Consider the following 18868-nt stretch of genomic DNA (forward strand, 5'->3'; position numbering starts at 1 on the left):
GGGCGGCGGAACGGGTCAGTCGAGCGGGCAGGGCGGCGGGGCGGGCAGGTGCGGCGGCGCCGGAATCGAGGGCGGCGCGGGCAGACCGGGTACGGCGGGCAGGGGTACCGGGATCTCCGGGACCGGTGGGGCGGGCAGCCCCGGCAGCGCGGGGAGTGCGAGGCTCGGCGGGGCGGGGAGCGCGGGCGCGGCCGGCAGTCCCGGCACCGCGGGAAGGGGTACGGCGATCTTCGGCAGGGGTGGGGCGGGCAGGCCGGGAAGCACCGGCGTTTCGAGGACGGGCGGGGCGGGGGGCTTGGGAATCGTGGGCAGCCCCGGCAACGCCGGTACGGGTACCGGGATCTCCGGGAAGGGCGGGAACGAGCAGCGGCTGGTCATTTGACGACCACCGCACTGCTGAAGTGCGTACCGGGCTTCGGCAGGACGGGGGCCAATTCCAAAGACGCCGTGGCCGGCCCCTGCGGCGTCGGGTGCGTATGACCGACCACGGCCTTCCACAGCGCCTCGAACCCCGACTTCAGCACCACCGCCTCTCCCGCGCCGCTGCCCACGGCGACGGTCGTCGCGTCCAGGACGATCTTGGCGGCACTGACATGGACGGTGTCCCCGGCGACATTGAGGGTGGTGCCGTCCGGATTGACCAGGGCGGTGCCGTTCTCCCCCATCACCAGGTGGTTGCCGTGCTGTTCGACGAGGGTCGTGGTGCCGTTCTCCGCGTCGAGGTGCAGATGCGAGCCCTGCTGGTTGGCCAGCAGAACACTGCCGTTGTGGTCGATCGAGACGAACGCGTCGCCGCTGTGCCGGATGAGGACGCGCTCCTCCCCCTCGGTGTCGTCGATCTCGATGGTGTGTCCCGAGCGGGTCTGGATCACCCGCCGCTCGGGAGGGGAGACCTGGGTCTCCGGCGGGGTGGAGCCCTCCGGGTGCCACACCCCGACCCACAGCGGCGACTGCGGGTCCCCCGCCTCGAACTCCACCCAGACCCGGGCGCCGACGGGCGGCACGAAGAAGTGCCCGTACGGCATGCACGCGGCGGCGGCGACCGCCGTCCCGCGGAATATCGTCGGCACCAGCACCGTGAGGGTGCCCTGGTGCTTGGGGTCGTTGTTGTCGACCACCTCGCCCCGGTACTTGCCGTAGTACCTGCCCATGTGCCGGCTCAGTCCGTCGGTAGCCATGCGCTCACCTCGTCGCCGTGAACTTGGTGTGGTACGAGGACCGGACCCGGTCCTTCTCCCGCACCCGGGAGTACACGTGGTTGACCTTGGTCAGGTACCAGTCGCCCTCCGCCCACGAAGCGACGCCCTTGATCGTGACCATCGACTTGGCCCGTAGCCGTACGTTGCCGAGGGCCACCCCGCGACCGCTCAGCCCGAGCCGGCGCGTGGGGTCGGGCTCGACCTGCACGGCCGTGGCCGCGACGGCGGCCTCTCCCGCCAGGTGCTCGACGGGACGTACGAGGGTGGCCGCCGCCTTGGCCCCCAGTTCCGTCAGTGCCTCGATCGCCCGCTTCTGTGCGACGGTCGCCTCCCTGTTGCGGACGGTGGCGGGGGGCGGCACCGGCTCTTTGGGCGGCTCGGCGGGTGCCTTCTGCTCGACGACCTGGCCGGTTCCCGGATCCATCGCGCTGAACTCGCGCAGCGCCAGCGCTCCGGAGCTGACGCGCTCCAAGGAGAACTCGAGGAGGCTGCCCGTGCCCTGGCAGTAGGTCAGCGTGCCGACGGGCTTGCTCTCCGCGACCGACTTGATGGGCAGGAAGTAGAACTTGGACACGTCCTCCGTGCTCACGAACTCCACGAACGCCAGGCAGCCCTGCAGTTCGGCCTGCCGGAGGATGAACTGCCATTCGGTGCCGCCCACTTGGCCCACCGGGCGGTGCGCGTCCATGACCCGGTCCTGGACGGGGAGAATCTTCGCCGTGCGGACCCGGTTCCCGGTCCGGGTCACCAGGCGGTCGATCACCGTGCTGAGCCGTTCACCCGGTTTCCACTCGTCCGGTGCCAGAGCCCGCCCGCTCATGAAGTAGCTGAGGTCGAACGCCGTGAGCTCGCAGCCCTGGCCGCCGGGCAGGGCGAGCATTCGGCTGCCGCGGATGACGCCTTCGAACACGGTGGCGTGCTCGGCCTGCCAGCCCACGGTCACCCGGGTCAGCAGTCCCTCGAACGACGCGTGCGCGAGCATGCCTGTGCTGTCGTCGAGCACGATGACGGCCTGGTCGGTCAGCCGGTCGTGGTCCTCGACGTCCACGGACTGCACGGCCGAGGAGACCGGCACCCAGCTGTCCTTCGTCCCGTCGACACTGACCTGGAAGTCGACGAACGCCGCGTCGTCACCCGGCGATGCCATCTACAGGATCCGTTCGCGGTCGATCCGGCCGAAGCCGGAGATGGTGGGCACGGACAGGGCGTCACCGGGCCGCAGGTCCAGCGGGCAGGCGGTCGGGTTGGCGTCGGCGATGCGCCACCAGATCTCGCTGTCGCCGTGGAACCGCCACGCGAGGTACTCGATGTCCTCGATGCCGGTGACCCGGTGGTGGTAGTCCACGCCGTCGGCGCGCGGCGGGACATGGCGGCGGATCGCCACGGTGGGGTGCACGGCCCCGGTGGCGTCCGGGGCGTCGTAGACCTCCAGCCCGCGGTACCGGGATGTGATCGATACGGCCATGGCCGTCTCCTCCTGCTGCGTGGGTCCGTTCCGGTCAGAATTCGAAGATGTTCTGGACGAGGCCCGCCCCGGGGGCCGCCTGGATCCAGTCGGAGCCGTCGAGCTGTCCGTACGACTTGGCGACCTCGACGAGCCGGCCGATGGCGTCGAGGCTGGTGGACAGCGAGTGGGTCTGCTCGCTCAGCGACACGCTGACCTCGGCCCGCTCGGGCGTCAGGTCCGGCTTGAACTTGGTGATCTTGATGTTGAGGTCGGTCATCACACAGTCCAGGTCGATGCCGCCGAGCTTGAGCGTGCACACCGGGGGCTTGACCGGCGGGCAGAACCCCTTGTGCCCGGTGACCCAGGCCAGCAGGTCGCTCGCCGGGTCCCAGCTGGGGTTCATGAACGAGCGCAGCACGGCCAGGCTGGGCTCGATCCGGCCGCCGAACCGGTCGTCGCCCTCGACCGGCACGCCGGGCTGGGAGACCGGGAGGTCCGGCAGCGGCCTGGCGTCCAGGGCGAAGTCGAGGGCGAAGGTTCGGGGTTTGCCGGTCTCGGCCTCGAGGGCCTTGGTGTTGACCAGCCTGCTGCCGAGTTCCTTGAGGTCGTCGACGATTCCGAAGACGTTCCCGAAGCCCGTGGCACTCGCGGTCTGGTCGAAGTCCCACTTGCCGAAGTCGTTGCTCTCCCGGTAGCCGAAGCTCTTCTTCTCGGTCAGCAGTTCCGGGTGGAACTGGAAACGGAAGATCAGCGGAGGGACGTTCAGTACGTTGGCGAGGTAACCGGTCGTCCGGGCCATGGTCTGTTCCCGTTCCTTTCGTCTAGAGGGGCAGCGGCCCGAGGCCGCGGCCACCGCGCAGCGCGTAGTCGGCGCGCATCCGGGCGTCGTGCTCCATGTAGTCCCGGTCCGCGGACGGCGGGAAGGGCAGGTCGGACACACCCAGCGGGCCGGGCGCGGCGGGCTGGGCGGGGGCGGCGGAGCCCGGCGCCGCCGGAGCACCGCCCACCTCGATCACCACCTCGTCGATACGGATGGTCGCAGCCGGCCGGTCGACCGCGCCGGCACCGGTGATGGCGTCCGGGACCCCCTTGCGGCCGCGGTCGCCGGTGAAGTGGTCGGTGATCCGGTTGAGCAGGGCGTCCATGCCACCGCCGGTCATCCAGGCCCCGTAGGCGTCGGCGATCTTCTTCAGCCTGCTGTCCGGCTCGACCGCCTCGCCCACGACCAGCGCGCCCGCCAGCTCCACCGAGCGCTTGCGGACCTGTTCCAGGCCCCGGTCGAGTACGGAGTCCGACAGCCGTGCCTCCGCCCGCGCGCCGGTGTCGGCCCGCACGGCGAGGTCGGTCATGGTGGTCTGCATGGCCCCGGCGACGGTGCGCACACCGTCTCTGGTCACCTGCTTCAGCCGGTCGAACTGGGCGGTGACGGCGTCCCGGCTCTTCTGGTCGGTGAGGGACGCGCCGAAGTCGGGGACGGGGGGCGGCAGTACCGGAGCGCCGGTGGCCCCGGGCCTGCCAGGTGTCAGCGCGTCGAGGAACGGCAGCTCCGCTGCTTTGGTGAGCGCGTCCGCCTGGTTCTTCGGCAACGCCTTGTTGTCGTTGGCCAGCGCGTAGAGCGGCGGGATGATCGCCGGGAGGATCCGGACGACATGGGTCAGGACCCGGAAGGCGCGCAGATCGGCGAAGTTGCGCAGAATCGTGTCCACGGCGGGGACGAGCCAGTTCAGCAGTCTGTCCACGGTCGAGGCGACCGATGTGCCGAGCGCCGCCGCCAGGTCCATGGTCGCGAACAGCGCCTCGCGGACGGTGTCGAAGACCGCGGTGAGGATGCCGTCGAGCGCCTTGGCCAGGATGCCCACCACGTTCGCCGCCATCCGGGCCACCATGGCGAGGGTGTCGAACGCGATGACGGCGAGCGAGCCGCGCAGGAGCAGGGTGTTGCGCAGGACGAAGGCCAGGGTCTCCGCGATGGCCTGGCGGATGTCCACGAGCCGGGTGATCAGCCATGCGAACGCGCCGAGGAGCAACGGCAGGGTGAGGACGAGTCCGTCCACCAGGCGGGACAGCGACTCGACGATCCCCTGGGCGCGGGCCCCCAGGGCCAGCCAGTTCTGCGCGTCGGTGCCCAGCGGGGCGTTCGCCACCTCCGTTTTCTGCGGGGGCTTGCCGGACGCGGCGCGGAACACACCGGTGACGCCGTCGAGCATGCCGCGCAGGTTGTCCATCCGGGCGACCTGGCCTACGTCCGGTTCGACGGCCGGCGCGGTCTGCGGCGCGGGTTCCGTGGCCGCCGCCTTGCCCGCCTTCACGGCGGCTGCCGCCGGATCGGGTTTGGCGGGTTCGCCCACGCCGAGCAGTTTCAGGATCCGCTCGACGCGGGTGGCGATCTCGTTGATGGTGTCCAGATAGTTGGGGATCGCGAGCGAGGAGACGAGGCTGCCGCCGAAGCCGCCCACCAGGTTGCCCACGAACGCGCCGGCCCCGCCGAGCAGCCCTTGGAGGAACGCGCCGAACCCGCCGCCCGGGGCCAGGTCGGAGATGTTGACCACATGAACCTTCAGGGCGCCGTCGTACATCGGCGGGGCGCCGAACTTCGGCCCCGCGGTGACCACGGAGGTGAAGTTGAACGTGCCGTAGTTCGACGTGGCGCGTTCGATGTCCTCCAGTGCCCGCCGTGCGGATCTGGTCTGGGTCAGCAGCAGCCCGAGCGTGCCGATCAGTACGTCCTCACCCATGGCGGCGGCCACCCGTTCCGGCCTGTGCCGCCAGTTCCCTCAGTCCGGTCCGGTAGGCACCGCGCACCGCTGCCGCCAACTGGTCGGCGACGTCGTCGGCCAGCGTCTCGTCGAGTTCACGGCCCGGCGTGGCGCGCAGCAGGACCCGGGGCACCTCCACCGCTTCGAGCAGGGCGCGGCGGCGCAGGATGTGCGGCGAGGTGGGCAGCGCCGGACCGGTCAGCTCCGTGGTCTCGGTGAGCCGCGCCTCCCAGTACGCGGCCAGTTCGCCTACGTAGGCGGGGATGGCCTCGCCGAGGAGCGCGAACCCGCCCCCGGCCAGCCGGGTTTCGAAGCTGCCGGCGAGCGGGTCCAGGGCTGCGCCGGCCGGGCGCGAGGCCCTGGCCTCGGGGCCGAGGACGAGGTCGGCGGAGCGCGCCGACCGCTCGCCGAGGCCGGTGAGCGGCCCTGCGTCACCGAGTCGGGCCGCGCGTGCGGCGTCCGCCGCGAACTCGGCGGCGAGCCCCGTCAGGGCGGTGCCGGCGGAATCGAGGGCGCCCCCGAGCCCGCCGCGCACCGCGGACCCGAGCCGGTCGACGGCGTCGGTCACGCGCCGGCCCCGGCCGCCGCCGAACAGGCCGTCGGCCAGGTTCGGGAAGGCGGAGCGGAAGGCGAGGGGGGCGGTCTCGACGAGTTCGGGCGTCACATAGCCCTTGCTGTTGTAGCCGAACAGCGCGTCCACCAGTTCCTGCGCGTGGGCGAGGGTGTCGGAGAGCCCGAGGGTGAGCACCCTGGCGTCGAGGACGGCGTCGGAGAGTTGCAGGTGCAGCAGGGAGTTGGGGCGCCGCCCGTCCGCGTCGAGCAGATCGTCCAGGGAGAAGTCCACCACCCAGCCGACCACGTCACCGAGCATCGACTGCCAGAGCTTGGTCAGGTCGAACTTGGTGAACGCGGTCAGCATCGCCGGAACGGCGTTCAGCAGGGCCACCATGTCGGCGAGGTAGCCGCTGAGCCCGGTGAGGAAGCCGGCCACGCCGGAGGACACCGTACTGACGAACAGCTGGGCGAATCTGAGCTGGAAGGCGATGTTGGCGGCGATGACCCCGTGGGCGCCGACGGCCAGCGCGCTGCCCCGCCGCGCGAGACCATTCAGCTCGGTGAAGGCGGTCTCGAACGCGGTACGGCGCAGGTCCAGCACCGTCCGCTCGGCCTCGGCGAGGGTGTCGACCGCGACGGCCCGCAGGATGCCGGCCGTCACATTGAGCAGGGCGGCGAGCAGCGCGGGCCCCGCGATGGTGCCCAGCAGGCCCGCGGTCAGCAGCCGGGCACTGTCGTCGAGGGACTGGGCCAGGTCGGGGGTTGCGGCAGTGGGCAGGGACTGCCCTGGACCGGTGGACGCCGGCTGTCCGGCAGTGCTGGTCGCGGGCTGCGAAGTGCCGCCGATCGCGGCCGAGTTGGCCGAGGCGGCGTCGTCCGGCCGCGCGGGCGGCCGCAGGGCCTTCGCGGCCCCCTCGAGCTGTCCGCGGAACCGGTCGAGGGCGCCGCCGGTGCCGCCTGCCTCAGCCGCCGCCCGGAATCCGAGCGCGGCCGACCCGAACAGGTCGGAGGCGGTGTCCCGACCAGGATCGAACATGCGCGCTGTGGGCGTCGCCGAACGCCGCACGGCCTCCTCGATGTCCCGCAGGGCCCGTTCGGCTGCGCCGAGGAGCCGGGTGATGGCGGTGTCCTGGGAGTCCTCGGCGAAGGGGGCGGTGGCGCGGGCGAGGCCATGGAGGAAGTCGAGCCCGCCCTGCGCGAGGGAGCTGCCCAGCGACGGCGGTGGCGCGAGGCCGGTGAGCGACTGCCCGGGAGCCAGGCTCAGGGTCAGCGCGTCGCCCTCGAAGCGGAGCACGGGGTACTGCCTGGTGGCGCGCTCCACGAGTACGGCGGCGGCCTTGCGTCTGGTGAGGACGGGCCCGATGGCGAGCTGCGCCATGGCCGCGCCCTTGAGCTGGAGGGCGAACGCGGCCGCGAACCGGGCGGCGACGGCGGTGAGATCGACCGGCATCTCAGGCCCCTCCCGCACGCTGCGGCAGCGGACCGTTGACCGGGTACTCGATACGGCGCAGGCGCTCGGTCACCAGGTTCTGGAAGCGTCGTACGGCGGCGGGGTCGGCCCCCGGCATCCGCAGCCGCAGTCTCCTGACCGCCGGTGCGAGCCGCGCCCCCGAGGGAACGTCGAGCACGGGGTGCAGGTCGCCGTCGGCCTGTCCCGCAGGGCCGGTTCCGGCGCCCTTGCGGTCCAGGAAGTCCTGGTGCTCCCGGTCGAGCGCGGTCAGCACCCCGGCGATCCTCGGCAGCACGGTGGCCCGCATCCTGGGCGGCAGGACCTGCTCGACGACGGGGGTCAACAGGGCGCGGACGCGCTCGAACTGCTGGAGGTTCAGCAGGACCACCAGCGCCGGAGCGTCCCCGGCCGCGTCCATGGCCCGCCGCTGGGCGGCGAACACGCCCAGTCGGCGCTCCGTCCTGGACAGGGCGGCACGAGCGGCGGCGCTCAGCTCGGCGGGCCGTCCCTCGTAGCTGCTGAGGCCCCACCCCTTCGCGGCCTCCTCGATGGCGCGGCCGGTCAGTGGCGGCACCGCGTCCCCGCCGGCCCTGCGGCGCAGGTCCGCCGTGTCCGGAAGGCCCGGCAGCGCGGGAAGGTCCGGGACGTCGGGGAGTTTGGGCAGCGCGTTGAGGATCAGGTTCTTGGGCGAGGGCGGCGGGCTGCTGAGCCACTGGCCGAGGCCGTACATCCGGGCGGCGATCCCCGGCGGGATCTGGATCGGGACGCCGGGTGTGGGTGTGGCCTTCGGTCCGGCCTCCGCCCACGCCTCCTTGATCGCCTTGACCTGTGCCCGCAGGGCCAGGAACACCCGGGCGACGGGGTGATCGGTGAACAGCTTGCCGACGAAGACCAGAACCCTGTTGCCATATGCCGACAGGGCCGTGTCGAGGAGCTCCCAGGGCGCCCGGCTCGCCTGGATGACGAGGTCCAGCTGCCGGCCCATCGCTCGGACCGCCTTGACCAGCGTCCGCCGAGCCACGCGGCCGGCGTCGGCCAGTACGGCGGGGACGGATCCGCTGCCCTCGGCCAGCGCCCGCAGGCGGTCCTTCAGCCCGTCCGCCACTGTGCCGAGCGTGGCGCTCACCGCCGATGCCAGGTCCCCCAGCCGGACCAGGCTCCTGGCCGCCGGTTCGAGCCGCGGCCCGAACTCGACGACGACCACCGCCGCCACGCCCAGCGCCTGGGCGAGCAGTGCTGCCAGTCTGTCGCCGAGGCGCAGCAGGTCGCGCAGCAACGGGTTGCGGACGGCCTCGCGCGGCCCGTGCAACTGGTCCAGCAGGTCCACGGTCGCGTTGGCGGTCCGGGCCGCCGCGCCGCCGAGGTCGTAGAGCGCCTGCACCTCGCGGCGGTCGCCGAGCGCGGCGGCCACCGGGAAAGCCGCGCCGGCCGCCAGGAGCCCGCCGCCCACGAGCGTGCCTGTGCCCTTGGCGATGCGGCCGATCACGCCGGCGCTCGCCGGGACGAAGTGGATCAGCACCGGGGCCGCCAGCACGGCCAGCGGGTACAGGAGCAGGGCCAGCGCCTTGGCGATCGCCTTGACGCTGCCGTCGGAGAACCGGAGCAGCAGGCCTGCGACGACCGCCGTGTTGATCGGGCTGAGCAGCATTCCCGCGACGGCCCCGGCGAAGCCCAGTACCGGCGCCGTGAGATTCGGCCCGTCGCCGCTGGTGCGTACCGACTGTTGCGCGGCGCGGAACTGGGCTTCCAGTTCACGCAGGTTGACCAGGCGTACCCGAAGGCTCAGACCGTCGAGAGGCAGCCGGGTGCCGAACCAGTGCACGAGGAAGGCACCGCGGGCGCGAGCCACGATCGTGGACTCCAGGTCGACGATCGTGATCCACGGCGTCAGTGTCCTGACCGCCGTGCCGAACGTGCCGGCCAGTTTCTGTACGAGCAGCATCGCGATGGGCATGCGCGCTCACCTCCCTTCCTCTTGTGTCGGGGGCCGGGTTCACCGGTCGCGGGTGGACTCCACCCGGGCGTTCTCCCGGTCGATCTGCTCGACCAGGAGCGTCACGTAGGCGCGGCGCTCCGCCGACTCCATGTCCATCAGCTCCGACCAGGGCCAGTGCAGGTGATAGGCGAGGAAGAAGACTTCGCGGCGCAGTTCGTCGAGCCCTACTCCGGAGTTAAAAAATTGGTCATGTCCAGGCTGGCCCGCAGTTCGTGCCCGCAGGCCGGACAGTCCAGTTCCCGGATCAGGTCGACGCCGGGCGCGGTGTCGTTGAACGCCCGGTCGATCAGCCGTCGGTCGGTGAGCGTGAGGTCGGCCAGGATCTTGGGGCCCAGCGCCTCCAGCCGGTGCACGGGCATGTCACCGAAGGACTTCAGGCACCGGGAGAGCAGGGCGTTCTTCCCGAGTGAGGCGTTCTTGCGCATCTGGGGAGCGGCCGCCGACTCGTCGCTGCCCCGGGCGAGGCGCAGTGTCATCGACGTGTGCACGCTGCCGTCCCGGTCGACGTATCCGTCGTCCAGTTCGACGACGATGTCCTCCGGCTGTTCGCCGTCGGCGAGCATCCGCGTGGGCAGCGCGTCCAGGTCCTCGGTCTGCTCGAAGCGCTCGCCGCAGGACGGGCAGCCGTACGCGGCGGACAGTTCGGGGCCGAAGGTGAAGCTGCGCAGCCTGATCAGCAGGTAGTTGCGGTCGACGGAGTACATCGACTCGATGTCGGCCCTGCGCAGCGTGGTCCTGTCGCCGAGCCGGGTGATGCAGCTGTGCAGCAGCGCGGTCACCAGTCGGCCGCCGTTGCGCTGGTTGGCCGGATCCGCGAGGAGTGCCTCGTCGCGGCCGGTCATCTTGCGCAGGGTGACCTGCCGGTGCGCGGCACCGTCCTCGTCGGTGTGGCCGACGGGCAGCGTCACCTCGATCTCGCGGGCGCCACGGGGTCCCGCGGCGGAGGGCGGCGGCTCGGAGAAGGGCGGAGCGAGGCCCTCGGGCAGGGCTCCGCCGTAGGGCTGAGCAGTGGTGGTCATGGTGAAAACCTCCTGAGGACTACGGAGTTGAGGTGTCCGAGGGGGGCGGAGAGGGACGGCGGCGTCACCGCGGTGTGTGCGCGTCGGTCAGTCGACGCGTTCGAGTTCCTCGATCTCCAGCACGATCGTCTGGATGAACAAACCGGTGGAGCCGGCCTCCATGTCGCTGAACGCGGAGGACTTCACCCAGGCTCCGTAGAACGCGAACTTCAGCACGTCCTCGCCGAAGTGCCGCTTGATGATCATTCCGTTCTTGCGGACGGTGGAGCCGCCCCGCGTGGTGTCGAGCCGGAAGGTCTGGCGGAACCAGTCGAGGAACCTCTTGTCCTCCGCGCTGCCGTCCACCCTGCGTTCGATGGTCAGCGGCTGGAACGTCCGCTTGGCGGCGGCCAGTTTGTAGACATGGCCGGTTGCGCCGTCGGCCTGTTCGATGGTGTCCAGGGAGCCTTCGCTCAGTCCCGAGATCTTGCTGACTCCCGGACTCACCGTGCCGTCGATCATCATCACGAACTCGTCGGCCCTCAGGCCCTCGTAGAAGTCGCCCACTCTGGGCATGGCTGCTCCTCGAAATTCCGGTGGGGGCTCACGCCTCGCTGACGGAGGCGCCGCTGGGCTGCTGGCCGACGGTGATCACGACGGTCTCGGCGGGACTGTTGGGATACAGGTAGACCTCGATGTTCAGCAGTCCCTGCTGCACCTGGTCGGGTGGGTTGTTGGTGGCGTCGACGATCACGGTGAACGTCTCCGCCGGGCTGCCCGTGCCGAACGCGCCCAGCCGCCACAGCCCGGTCAGGAACGGGGTGACCGTGCCGAACTTGACCGCGTCCCACAGCGTGTCGCGGTTGGGCTCCTGCCTCACCCAGCGCAGTCCGTCGCGCAGACTGGACTTGACGAAGTTGAACAGCAGCCGCACGTTGACGTACCGCCAGCGCGGGTCGCTGCTGAGGGTGCGGGAGGCATCGATGACGATGCCCTCGCGGGGCAGCGGGCGGATGCCGTTGACGGCCCCGTTGACCACCAGGTCGGTGTGGTCGGCCTCGGAGAGCCGGGTCTCCACGTCGAGCACGCCGAGCAGGTTCGCCTCCTGCCCCGCCGGCGCCTTCCACACTCCGCGTCCGCTTTCGATCCGGGCGAAGACGCCCATGACATGGCCGGTCGGCGGGATCGACTTGCGCGGGTTGTCGCCGACGCCGATCGGGTCCTGTACGACGATCCACGGCCCGTACAGCGCCCCGTACGACTTCTTCGTCATCAGGGCCTGGCCGTAGGCGACCGCCTGGCCGCCCCCGACGAACCCCTCCGGAACCGCGCCCACGTACAGCGCGTCGCCCCGGCCCTCGCAGTAGGCGATGCCCGCCGACGCGACGGCGGTGTCCGTGCGTTCGGCGCACACGAGCTGGACGTCGTACGGGTCGAAGGCGTGGAAGCCGGTGCGCGTGGCCTGGTCGCCGATGAAGTGGTTCGCCGTGGGCAGACCGTCGTTGCCGCCCTCCAGGAGAAGGAACGCGCCCCCGGTGTCGGCGGGCCGGTCGGCGTTGGTGCCCGGCCCGCCGGAGTCGGCGAGCCGCACCAGGCGGGAACCGGTCAGTTCGTGGTTGAGCACGCGGACCGCGTAGTTGGGGCGGTCGCTCTCCATGGTGAGGCCGGTGTGGGTCTCGACCACATGCCCGGCGTCGGCGCCCCCCACGGCGATGAGCAGATCGAACTCGGCGGCGGAGACCGTCACTTTGCGGAGGTCGGTGAAGGCTCCCGGATTCGGCAACGCCGGTGCCCAGGTGACGGCGCCGGTGCTCGCGTTGACGGTGAGCAGCTTCACCTGGACGGGTGCCGTCCCGGCGGTGTCGCCGACGACCACGGTGGTACCCGCGGTGAGGTCACGGCCCCGCGCCAGGGTGGTGCCGCCGGCTGTCAGGGCCGCCGGGGTGCCCTGGACCGGCTGCGCCATGGCGGTGAAGCCGAGGACGGCGTTGGCGGCGGTGACCTGCAGCGCGCTCCACTCACCGGTCAGCGCGGCCTGCTCCCCGGTGGAGGTCAGCACGAGCTGGTTGGTGCCGGTGCCACCGACAGCGGCCGTCAGCAGATGGGTCTGCCGGTTGATCGCGTTTCTGATCTCCACCCGGGTCGCGGCGGCCGGGTTGGCGAAGTCCGAAGCGGCGAAGGTGAGTTCGGTGGGTGTGCCGGCACTGTCGACCCGCACCGCGAGTTTCGGGAAGGCCGACATGTCGACGGCGGCGGCGATCACCGACCCGGTCACGGACGCCTTCGCGGTCTCGGCGAGCCGGGTGACCGCCCCGGCGCTGTGCCGTACCCGCACAGCGAGACCGCCACCCCAGCCGCCGGGGTCCGCCTTGCCCCGGTAACCGGCCTCGACGACCAGGCTCGGGACATTGCCGGCGCCGTTGAGCGTGCGGGTGGCCGCCACCGCTCCGGTACCGGGAGCGGGGTCGACGATCCGGTTGACGTAGGCGGTGCGGCCTCCGTTGTCGAAGAAGCCCTTCACCAGGTACGCGCCGTAGCCGCTGGTGACGTGGCGCCCGAACCGCTCGACGAACTGGGTGAAGCCGGTGATCCGGACCGGTTCGTTCGGTACACCGCGCTGCGTGACGATGTTGAACGCACCGACCGAGACGGCCGCGCCCGTGATCGACGGCGAGCCGGTGCCGTCCACTTCGACGACGTTGACGCCGATATTGTTGGCCATCGCTGGGTCTCCTCCTTGGCCGTCCGGGGTGGGACCGCCGGGTCTATTCCTGGTCGGACGGCGCTGTGCGCCGGGCTCGTGCCGGGCTGTGGCGGGTCGCCCGCTTCGGCGGGGGGCCGGAGGCCGACGGCTGTTCGTCGACCGGCGGGGCCGCGCTCTCCGGGGCGGAGTCGGGCTCGGTGACGCGTACGGCGAGCACCCCTCGGCGGCACAGCTCCCGCACCTGGCCTCGCACCAGGTCCTCGGCCGCGCACCCGACGCGGGCCAGCGGCGACAGCACGACCACCGCGTCCCCGAGGTGCAACTCCACCGGCCTGTCACAGGTGTTGACGAGCGTCGTGGTCGCCTCGCCGCCGGTCGTCGATGTCGTCTCGTCCTCGGTCGTCCTGCTCATAGCGCCTCCCACTGGTGGGGTTCGATGCGTACGCCGCTGACCACCTGGACGGGGCCGCCGCCGGTCGCGGTCCGCCGCGCCCCGACCCGGAAGACCAGGACCGGCACCTCCCCCGGCGCACCGCCGATCCGGTCCGTTCCCGCGAGGCGCACCAGCTCGACCGGCAGCCGTTCGCCGTTCACGGCCAGCTCGTCCAGCGGGGCCAGCCGGTCGAGCACGGCCTCGATCAGAGCCGCCTGGTCGGCCCGGTCCTGGGCGACGGGGCTGATCGCGTAGTCGAGGTCGAACGGGTCGCCGTAGTCGGCCAGTCGGGCGCCGCCGTCGGTGTGGGCGACGACCCGCTGCCCGTCGAGTGCCCGCTCCGCGGCGAACTGCGTGTCGAAGTGCACGACGTCCAGGGCGGGCGCGTCCGGCAGGGGTTGGCCGGCGGCGCGTATCGCCACGCCGACCGGGCCGGCGGCGACGGTGATCCCGGACAACCTCGCCAGCAGGGCGTGGTCGGTGTCGGCGAGCAGTTGCGGGCGTACCGCCACCATGTCGTCGAGGTGGGCGGTCAGCGGGGCGGTGGCGTCGACACAGCGCAGCTGGATCTGGGTGAGCGCGCCGGAGACGGCGGTGTCGAGATCGTCGATGGCCATCCGTACCGTCTCCCAGCGGTGGGGAGCGCGCACGGGCAGCAGCCGGTGCCAGGTGTTGCCGGGGTCGGTGAGGGGGCTGCCCGCGGAGCCCAGACTCAGCTCCAGGAAGAACGGCCCGCCGCCCGTACCGGCCCGCCGGTTCGACCGCAGCGACAGCCGCAGCTCCGAGCAGGCGGAGATGTCCAGGGGTGCGATCGTGCGGCGCAGCAGATGCCCGAGGGCTTTGGTCGTCCCCGTGACCCGGCTGCTGATCCCGTCCGGCCCGTAGCCGACAACGGTGGAGTCGTCGCGGATCGCGAGCTCGGTCGACGGCCGGGTTCCGTCGGGCTCCAGCGCCGTCCACTCCTGGGCGGAGTTCATGGCCTCGACGACGACGGCGCTCACCGGGCGGGGCCGTTCGAGTCCATGCACGAGGGAGTGCTTCGGTTGGGCATGGCCGGACTGTCGCAGGGGCCTCGTCACCGGGGCGTCACGCCGGTGTCACCGCCCCCGAACCGCCCGCCCCAGAACCGCCTGCGCCCGGCCACCCGCCCGGCCGGGCGGCCCCCAGCGGTCCCCTACGGCAGTTGCCAGTCCACCGGCTGGGCCCCCTGCTTGACGAGCAGGTCGTTGGCCCGGCTGAACGGGCGTGAGCCGAAGAAGCCTCGGTCCGCCGACATCGGGGACGGGTGGGCGGACTCGATCGAGGGCAGATCCCCGAGAAGGGGCCGCAGATTGCGCGCGTCACGCCCCCACAGGATGGACACCAGCGGCTTGCCCCGGGCGGCGAGAGCGCGGATCGCCTGCTCGGTGACCTCTTCCCAGCCCTTGCCCCGGTGCGCCGCCGGGCTGCGCGGAGCCGTCGTCAGCGCCCTGTTCAGCAGCAGCACGCCCTGCTTGGTCCACGGCGTCAGATCACCGTTCGACGGCCTGGGCGCCCCCAGGTCGGAGTGCATCTCACGGAAGATGTTCTCCAGGCTGCCCGGCAGCGAACGCACCTCGGGGGACACGGCGAAACTCAGTCCGATCGCCATCCCCGGGGTGGGATAGGGGTCCTGACCGACGATCAGGACACGGACGTCGTCGAACGGCTGCTGGAAGGCCCGCAGGACGTTCGCCCCGGCCGGCAGATAGGTCCGGCCCGCCGCTATCTCGGCCCGAAGGAAGTCGCCCATCGAGGCGATACGCTCGGCCGCGGGTTCCAGAGCCTTCGCCCAGCCCGCTTCGACAAGTTCATGCAAGGGTCGTGGTGCCACGATCCGTCACCCTACTGGCACACACCGGAGCCCACACAAACAGACAAAGCCCCGGCCGGGAAGTCATCACGTACCGACCGCTTCCGATCCGTACGTAACTCATCAGACAAAAGCGGACGGATACCGCTCACCTGCCCCCTCCCCGAACAAGGGAGCCCAATAAGCCAGTAACATGCGGCGCCATGAGCTCCCCCACTGGGCCCGCCGGCCTGCCAGTACGAATGCCGCGCCCCCGCCAGCCGGGCCGGCACCGCCGCCCCGAGCCGCTGGCGGCTCCCGAGGGGGCGCCCGCGCTCGTCCTCGCGGTGCCGGGTGCGCCCAGCCCCGCCACGCGCAGCCTCGCCGAGGAGGTCGTGAGCATCGCCCGCTCCGAGCTCCCCGGCCTCGACGCCCGCATCGGGTACCTCGACGGTGACGACGCGGAGTTCCCCACGCTCCAGTCCGTGCTCACGCACTCCGCGCAGGAGCGCACCGCCCGCTACGAGCAGGCCCTTGCCGCCGGCGCGGACGTCAAGCAGCCCGAGGGGCCCGTGGCCGTCGTCGTGCCGCTGCTCGCCGGTCCGGACAACGCGCTGCTGCGCCAGGTCCGCCAGGCCGTCATGGAGAGCCGTATCGCGGCCGAACTGACCGATGTCCTCGGCCCGCACCCGCTGCTCGCCGAGGGCCTGCACGTACGGCTGTCCGAGGCGGGCCTCGCGCGCGCCGACCGGGCCCGGCTGTTCACCGTGGCGACCGCCGCGGACGGCATCATCCTGGCCTCCGTGGGCGGCGAGGAGGCCGTGCAGGCGGCCGGTATCACGGGCATGCTGCTCGCCGCGCGCCTCGCCGTGCCGGTGATGGCCGCCGCCCTCGACCAGGACGGCTCGATCGCGGCCATCGCCGAGCAGCTGCGCGCCTCGGGCTCGCAGAACCTGGCGCTCGCCCCCTATCTGATCGGCCCGGAGATCGACGCCGGCCTGCTGGAGGCCGCGGCCAAGGAGGCGGGCTGCGCCTCCTCCGACGCGCTCGGCCCCTACCCGGCCATCGGCAAGCTGGCGCTGGCCAAGTACACGACGGCGCTGGGCATCGCCCCGCAGCAGCCGCAGGGCGCCCCGGCCCGCTGACGCCGACGGCATCCCCGTACGGCGAAGGCATCCGGTACGCCGAAGGGCCCGCTCCTCGCCCGGAGCGGGCCCTCGGCGTGTCCGGCCCGTGGGCCGGGTGGAGCGTCGACTCAGCCGAGGACCACGCAGGAGGCGGCCGGTACGGCGACCGAACCGGCCCGGCGCGGGATGCCGGTGTCCGGGTCGAGGCCGAACCAGGTCACGTCCCCCGAGCGCTCGTTCGCGACGTACAGGAAGCCGTCCGAGGCGGCGAGCGCGCGGGGCCAGTGGCCGCCGCACGGCACCGTGTCCACCAGCCGCAGGGTGGCTCCGGCGTCGTCGACGGCGAGCACGGACACGACGTCCTGGCCGCGTGTCGCGGTCCACACGAAGCGGCCGTCGGGCGAGGCGACGATGCCCGAGGGGTAGGCGTCGCCGGCCGGGGCCCCCGCAAGTACCGGCGTCTCGCGCAGGGGCGTCAACAGGCCCTCGGCGGCGTCCCAGCGGCAGACGGTGACGGTCGGGGCGAGCTCGTTCAGCACGTACGCGTACGAGCCGTCCGGGTGGAAGGCCAGGTGGCGCGGCCCGCAGCCGGGGCGCAGCGCGGTCTCGCGGTGCGGTACGAGGATGCCGTCGCGCAGGGCGTACACGTGGACGGAGTCCGTGCCGAGGTCGACGCAGACGGCCCAGCGGCCGCTCGGGTCGGGCTGCACCTGGTGGGCGTGCGGCTCGCGTTGACGGGTCGGGTGCGGGCCGGAGCCCCCGTGCCGGCGGACGTCGGACGTGGCGTCGGCGAGGGTGCCGTCGGCGCGGACGGGCACCGCGGTGACACTGCCGGAGCCGTAGTTGGCGGTCAGTACATGCCCGGCGAGAAGACCGAGGTGGGTGGGCCCGCTGCCGCCGACCGGCACGGGCGGCCCGGCGAGTTCGGGCTTGTCGCCGGGCACCCGGTAGGCGGCGACCGCGCCTTCCGCGGTCTCGCTGACCGCGTAGAGCATGCTCCCGTCGGCGGCCAGGGCGAGATACGACGGGTCGGGTACGTCGTCCGCCGCGCCTAGGACGGTCAGCGCGCCGCTGTCGTCGTCCACGGCGGCGATGAGCACCCCTGGGCCGCCCGCCGCCGTGAACGAGCCGATGAACGCTCGCCGTTGCCCCACTGTCGTCCCCTTCCGGTCACCGGATCGGTCGGGGCGACAGTACCCTATCGGTCTAGACCAATCTCACGGGCGCGGTGGTCACCGAAGGCGACGCGAGTACCCGGTACGCGGGGCGCTTATGGGCGCGTACGGGGTTGAGCGGACGCACGGGCGGCGCGACCGGGAGCCGCACGCTCCCCAGCAGCGGTTCCACCCGGCCCCAGACCAGCCCCGCCCCTCATCCCTTGTCATCCTGAGAGCCATGAGCACTCTTGGCACCACCGCGGTCATCTTCGATCTCGACGGAACACTCGTGGACAGCGAGCCGAACTACTTCGAAGCGAGCCGGCAGACGCTCGCCGCGTACGGCGTCACGGGTTTCACCTGGGCCGACCAGGAGGAGTCCGTGGGCATCAGCATGCGCGAGACGGTCGCCCTCTGGCGTGAGCGGTACGGGTTGGGCGCGCCGGTCGACGAACTGCTCGCGGAGAAGAACCGCCGGTATCTGGAGCTGGCCCGGGCCGGCACGTCCGTCTATCCCGAGATGCGGAAGTTCGTGGAGTTGCTGGCGGGGGACGGTGTTCCCATGGCGGTGGCCTCGGGTGCGACGCTGCGGGCCATCGACGCGATCCTGGCGGGCACGGGCCTGGACGCGTATCTGCGGACCGTCGTGTCCTCCGACGAGGTCGCCCGGGGCAAGCCCGCACCGGACGTCTTCCTGGAGGCCGCACGCCGCCTCGGCGCGGCCCCCGCGGACTGCGTGGTCCTGGAGGACGCCGCACCGGGCGCCGCCGCCGCGCACGCGGCAGGCATGCGCTGTATCGCGATCCCGTACTTGACAGCACAGGCGGACGCCCCGGAATTCGCAACGGCGGAGCTGCTCCTGCGGGGTGGCCAACGGGAGTTCACGGCAAGGACGACATACGACTGGCTGGCCCACAGGGGGTAGCCCCCGGACCGTCCCCGCCCGAAGCGGGCGGCAGGGTTACGAGACCGACCCCCACACCCGGCCGCCCCCGAACCCCGGGCTGACCGGACGCACTCCGCCGGCGCAACACACACAGGGGCCTGACCGCCGGGCCGGGCGGGCCGGGCGGGCCGGGCGGGCCAGGCGGGCCAGGCGGGCCAGGCGGGCCAGGCGGGCCAGGCGGGCCAGGCGAGCCAGTCGGGCGGACTGGGTGCCGTGTCGGCGTCGTTCGCCGTACAGCACCGACCGGGCGCCCCTCGACGGTTCGGCGTCCCCGCTGGTACGGCCCTACC

At 72.3% G+C, this 18868-nt stretch carries 17 protein-coding genes; 2 read left to right on the forward strand and 15 right to left on the reverse strand.

Annotation, left to right across the window (positions count from 1 at the left end):
- Positions 1 to 15: 15 nt before the first annotated feature.
- From ABZ855_RS18595 to ABZ855_RS18660, 14 genes are all read right to left on the reverse strand, one after another.
- The gene (locus ABZ855_RS18595) at positions 16 to 378 is read right to left on the reverse strand and encodes a hypothetical protein (RefSeq protein ID WP_360808020.1); all 363 of its coding nucleotides are present in this window, start codon (positions 376 to 378) and stop codon (positions 16 to 18) included.
- Complete coding sequence (locus tag ABZ855_RS18600; RefSeq protein ID WP_360808022.1) at positions 375 to 1178, reverse strand: phage baseplate assembly protein V; 804 nt, start codon at positions 1176 to 1178, stop codon at positions 375 to 377. Before ABZ855_RS18600 ends, ABZ855_RS18595 begins: the two co-directional genes overlap by 4 nt.
- Before the next feature lie 4 nt (positions 1179 to 1182).
- A complete protein-coding gene (locus ABZ855_RS18605; protein ID WP_360808024.1) occupies positions 1183 to 2346 on the reverse strand; it encodes a hypothetical protein in 1164 nt (387 codons plus the stop codon).
- Entirely contained in the window at positions 2347 to 2664 is a 318-nt protein-coding gene (locus ABZ855_RS18610; RefSeq protein WP_360808026.1) for a hypothetical protein, read from the reverse strand.
- Between the two features lie 34 nt (positions 2665 to 2698).
- A complete protein-coding gene (locus ABZ855_RS18615; protein WP_360808028.1) occupies positions 2699 to 3445 on the reverse strand; it encodes a hypothetical protein in 747 nt (248 codons plus the stop codon).
- A 22-nt stretch (positions 3446 to 3467) separates the two neighbouring features.
- A complete protein-coding gene (locus ABZ855_RS18620; RefSeq protein ID WP_360808030.1) occupies positions 3468 to 5381 on the reverse strand; it encodes a hypothetical protein in 1914 nt (637 codons plus the stop codon).
- The gene (locus ABZ855_RS18625; protein ID WP_360808032.1) at positions 5374 to 7407 is read right to left on the reverse strand and encodes a hypothetical protein; all 2034 of its coding nucleotides are present in this window, start codon (positions 7405 to 7407) and stop codon (positions 5374 to 5376) included. The genes ABZ855_RS18620 and ABZ855_RS18625 overlap by 8 nt, the downstream gene beginning before the upstream one ends.
- A gap of 1 nt (position 7408) precedes the next feature.
- Complete coding sequence (locus tag ABZ855_RS18630) at positions 7409 to 9361, reverse strand: hypothetical protein (RefSeq protein ID WP_360808034.1); 1953 nt, start codon at positions 9359 to 9361, stop codon at positions 7409 to 7411.
- A 206-nt stretch (positions 9362 to 9567) separates the two neighbouring features.
- A complete protein-coding gene (locus tag ABZ855_RS18635; RefSeq protein WP_360808036.1) occupies positions 9568 to 10422 on the reverse strand; it encodes a hypothetical protein in 855 nt (284 codons plus the stop codon).
- An 87-nt stretch (positions 10423 to 10509) separates the two neighbouring features.
- Positions 10510 to 10977 carry a phage tail protein gene (locus tag ABZ855_RS18640; protein WP_319203112.1) on the reverse strand — a complete coding sequence of 156 codons (468 nt, stop codon included), beginning with the start codon at positions 10975 to 10977 and terminating at the stop codon, positions 10510 to 10512.
- Positions 10978 to 11005: 28 nt separating this feature from the next.
- The gene (locus ABZ855_RS18645; protein WP_360808039.1) at positions 11006 to 13123 is read right to left on the reverse strand and encodes a phage tail sheath C-terminal domain-containing protein; all 2118 of its coding nucleotides are present in this window, start codon (positions 13121 to 13123) and stop codon (positions 11006 to 11008) included.
- 43 nt (positions 13124 to 13166) lie between these two features.
- Positions 13167 to 13517 (reverse strand): hypothetical protein, encoded by a 351-nt coding sequence (locus tag ABZ855_RS18650; RefSeq protein ID WP_360808041.1) that lies wholly within the window; start codon positions 13515 to 13517, stop codon positions 13167 to 13169.
- Positions 13514 to 14566 carry a hypothetical protein gene (locus ABZ855_RS18655; protein ID WP_360808043.1) on the reverse strand — a complete coding sequence of 351 codons (1053 nt, stop codon included), beginning with the start codon at positions 14564 to 14566 and terminating at the stop codon, positions 13514 to 13516. Before ABZ855_RS18655 ends, ABZ855_RS18650 begins: the two co-directional genes overlap by 4 nt.
- Positions 14567 to 14712: 146 nt before the next feature.
- Positions 14713 to 15390 carry a uracil-DNA glycosylase gene (locus ABZ855_RS18660; RefSeq protein WP_360808045.1) on the reverse strand — a complete coding sequence of 226 codons (678 nt, stop codon included), beginning with the start codon at positions 15388 to 15390 and terminating at the stop codon, positions 14713 to 14715.
- Between the two features lie 182 nt (positions 15391 to 15572).
- Here ABZ855_RS18660 and ABZ855_RS18665 point away from each other — a divergent pair, with 182 nt between their 5' ends.
- The gene (locus ABZ855_RS18665) at positions 15573 to 16493 is read left to right on the forward strand and encodes a hypothetical protein (protein ID WP_360808047.1); all 921 of its coding nucleotides are present in this window, start codon (positions 15573 to 15575) and stop codon (positions 16491 to 16493) included.
- Between the two features lie 110 nt (positions 16494 to 16603).
- Here ABZ855_RS18665 and ABZ855_RS18670 read toward each other — a convergent pair whose 3' ends face one another.
- A complete protein-coding gene (locus tag ABZ855_RS18670; RefSeq protein WP_360808049.1) occupies positions 16604 to 17629 on the reverse strand; it encodes a lactonase family protein in 1026 nt (341 codons plus the stop codon).
- Positions 17630 to 17870: 241 nt separating this feature from the next.
- Here ABZ855_RS18670 and ABZ855_RS18675 point away from each other — a divergent pair, with 241 nt between their 5' ends.
- Entirely contained in the window at positions 17871 to 18557 is a 687-nt protein-coding gene (locus ABZ855_RS18675) for an HAD family phosphatase (RefSeq protein WP_360808051.1), read from the forward strand.
- Positions 18558 to 18868: the final 311 nt, after the last annotated feature.

This window comes from Streptomyces sp. NPDC047042, from assembly GCF_040644035.1.
Classification (GTDB): Bacteria; Actinomycetota; Actinomycetes; order Streptomycetales; family Streptomycetaceae; genus Streptomyces.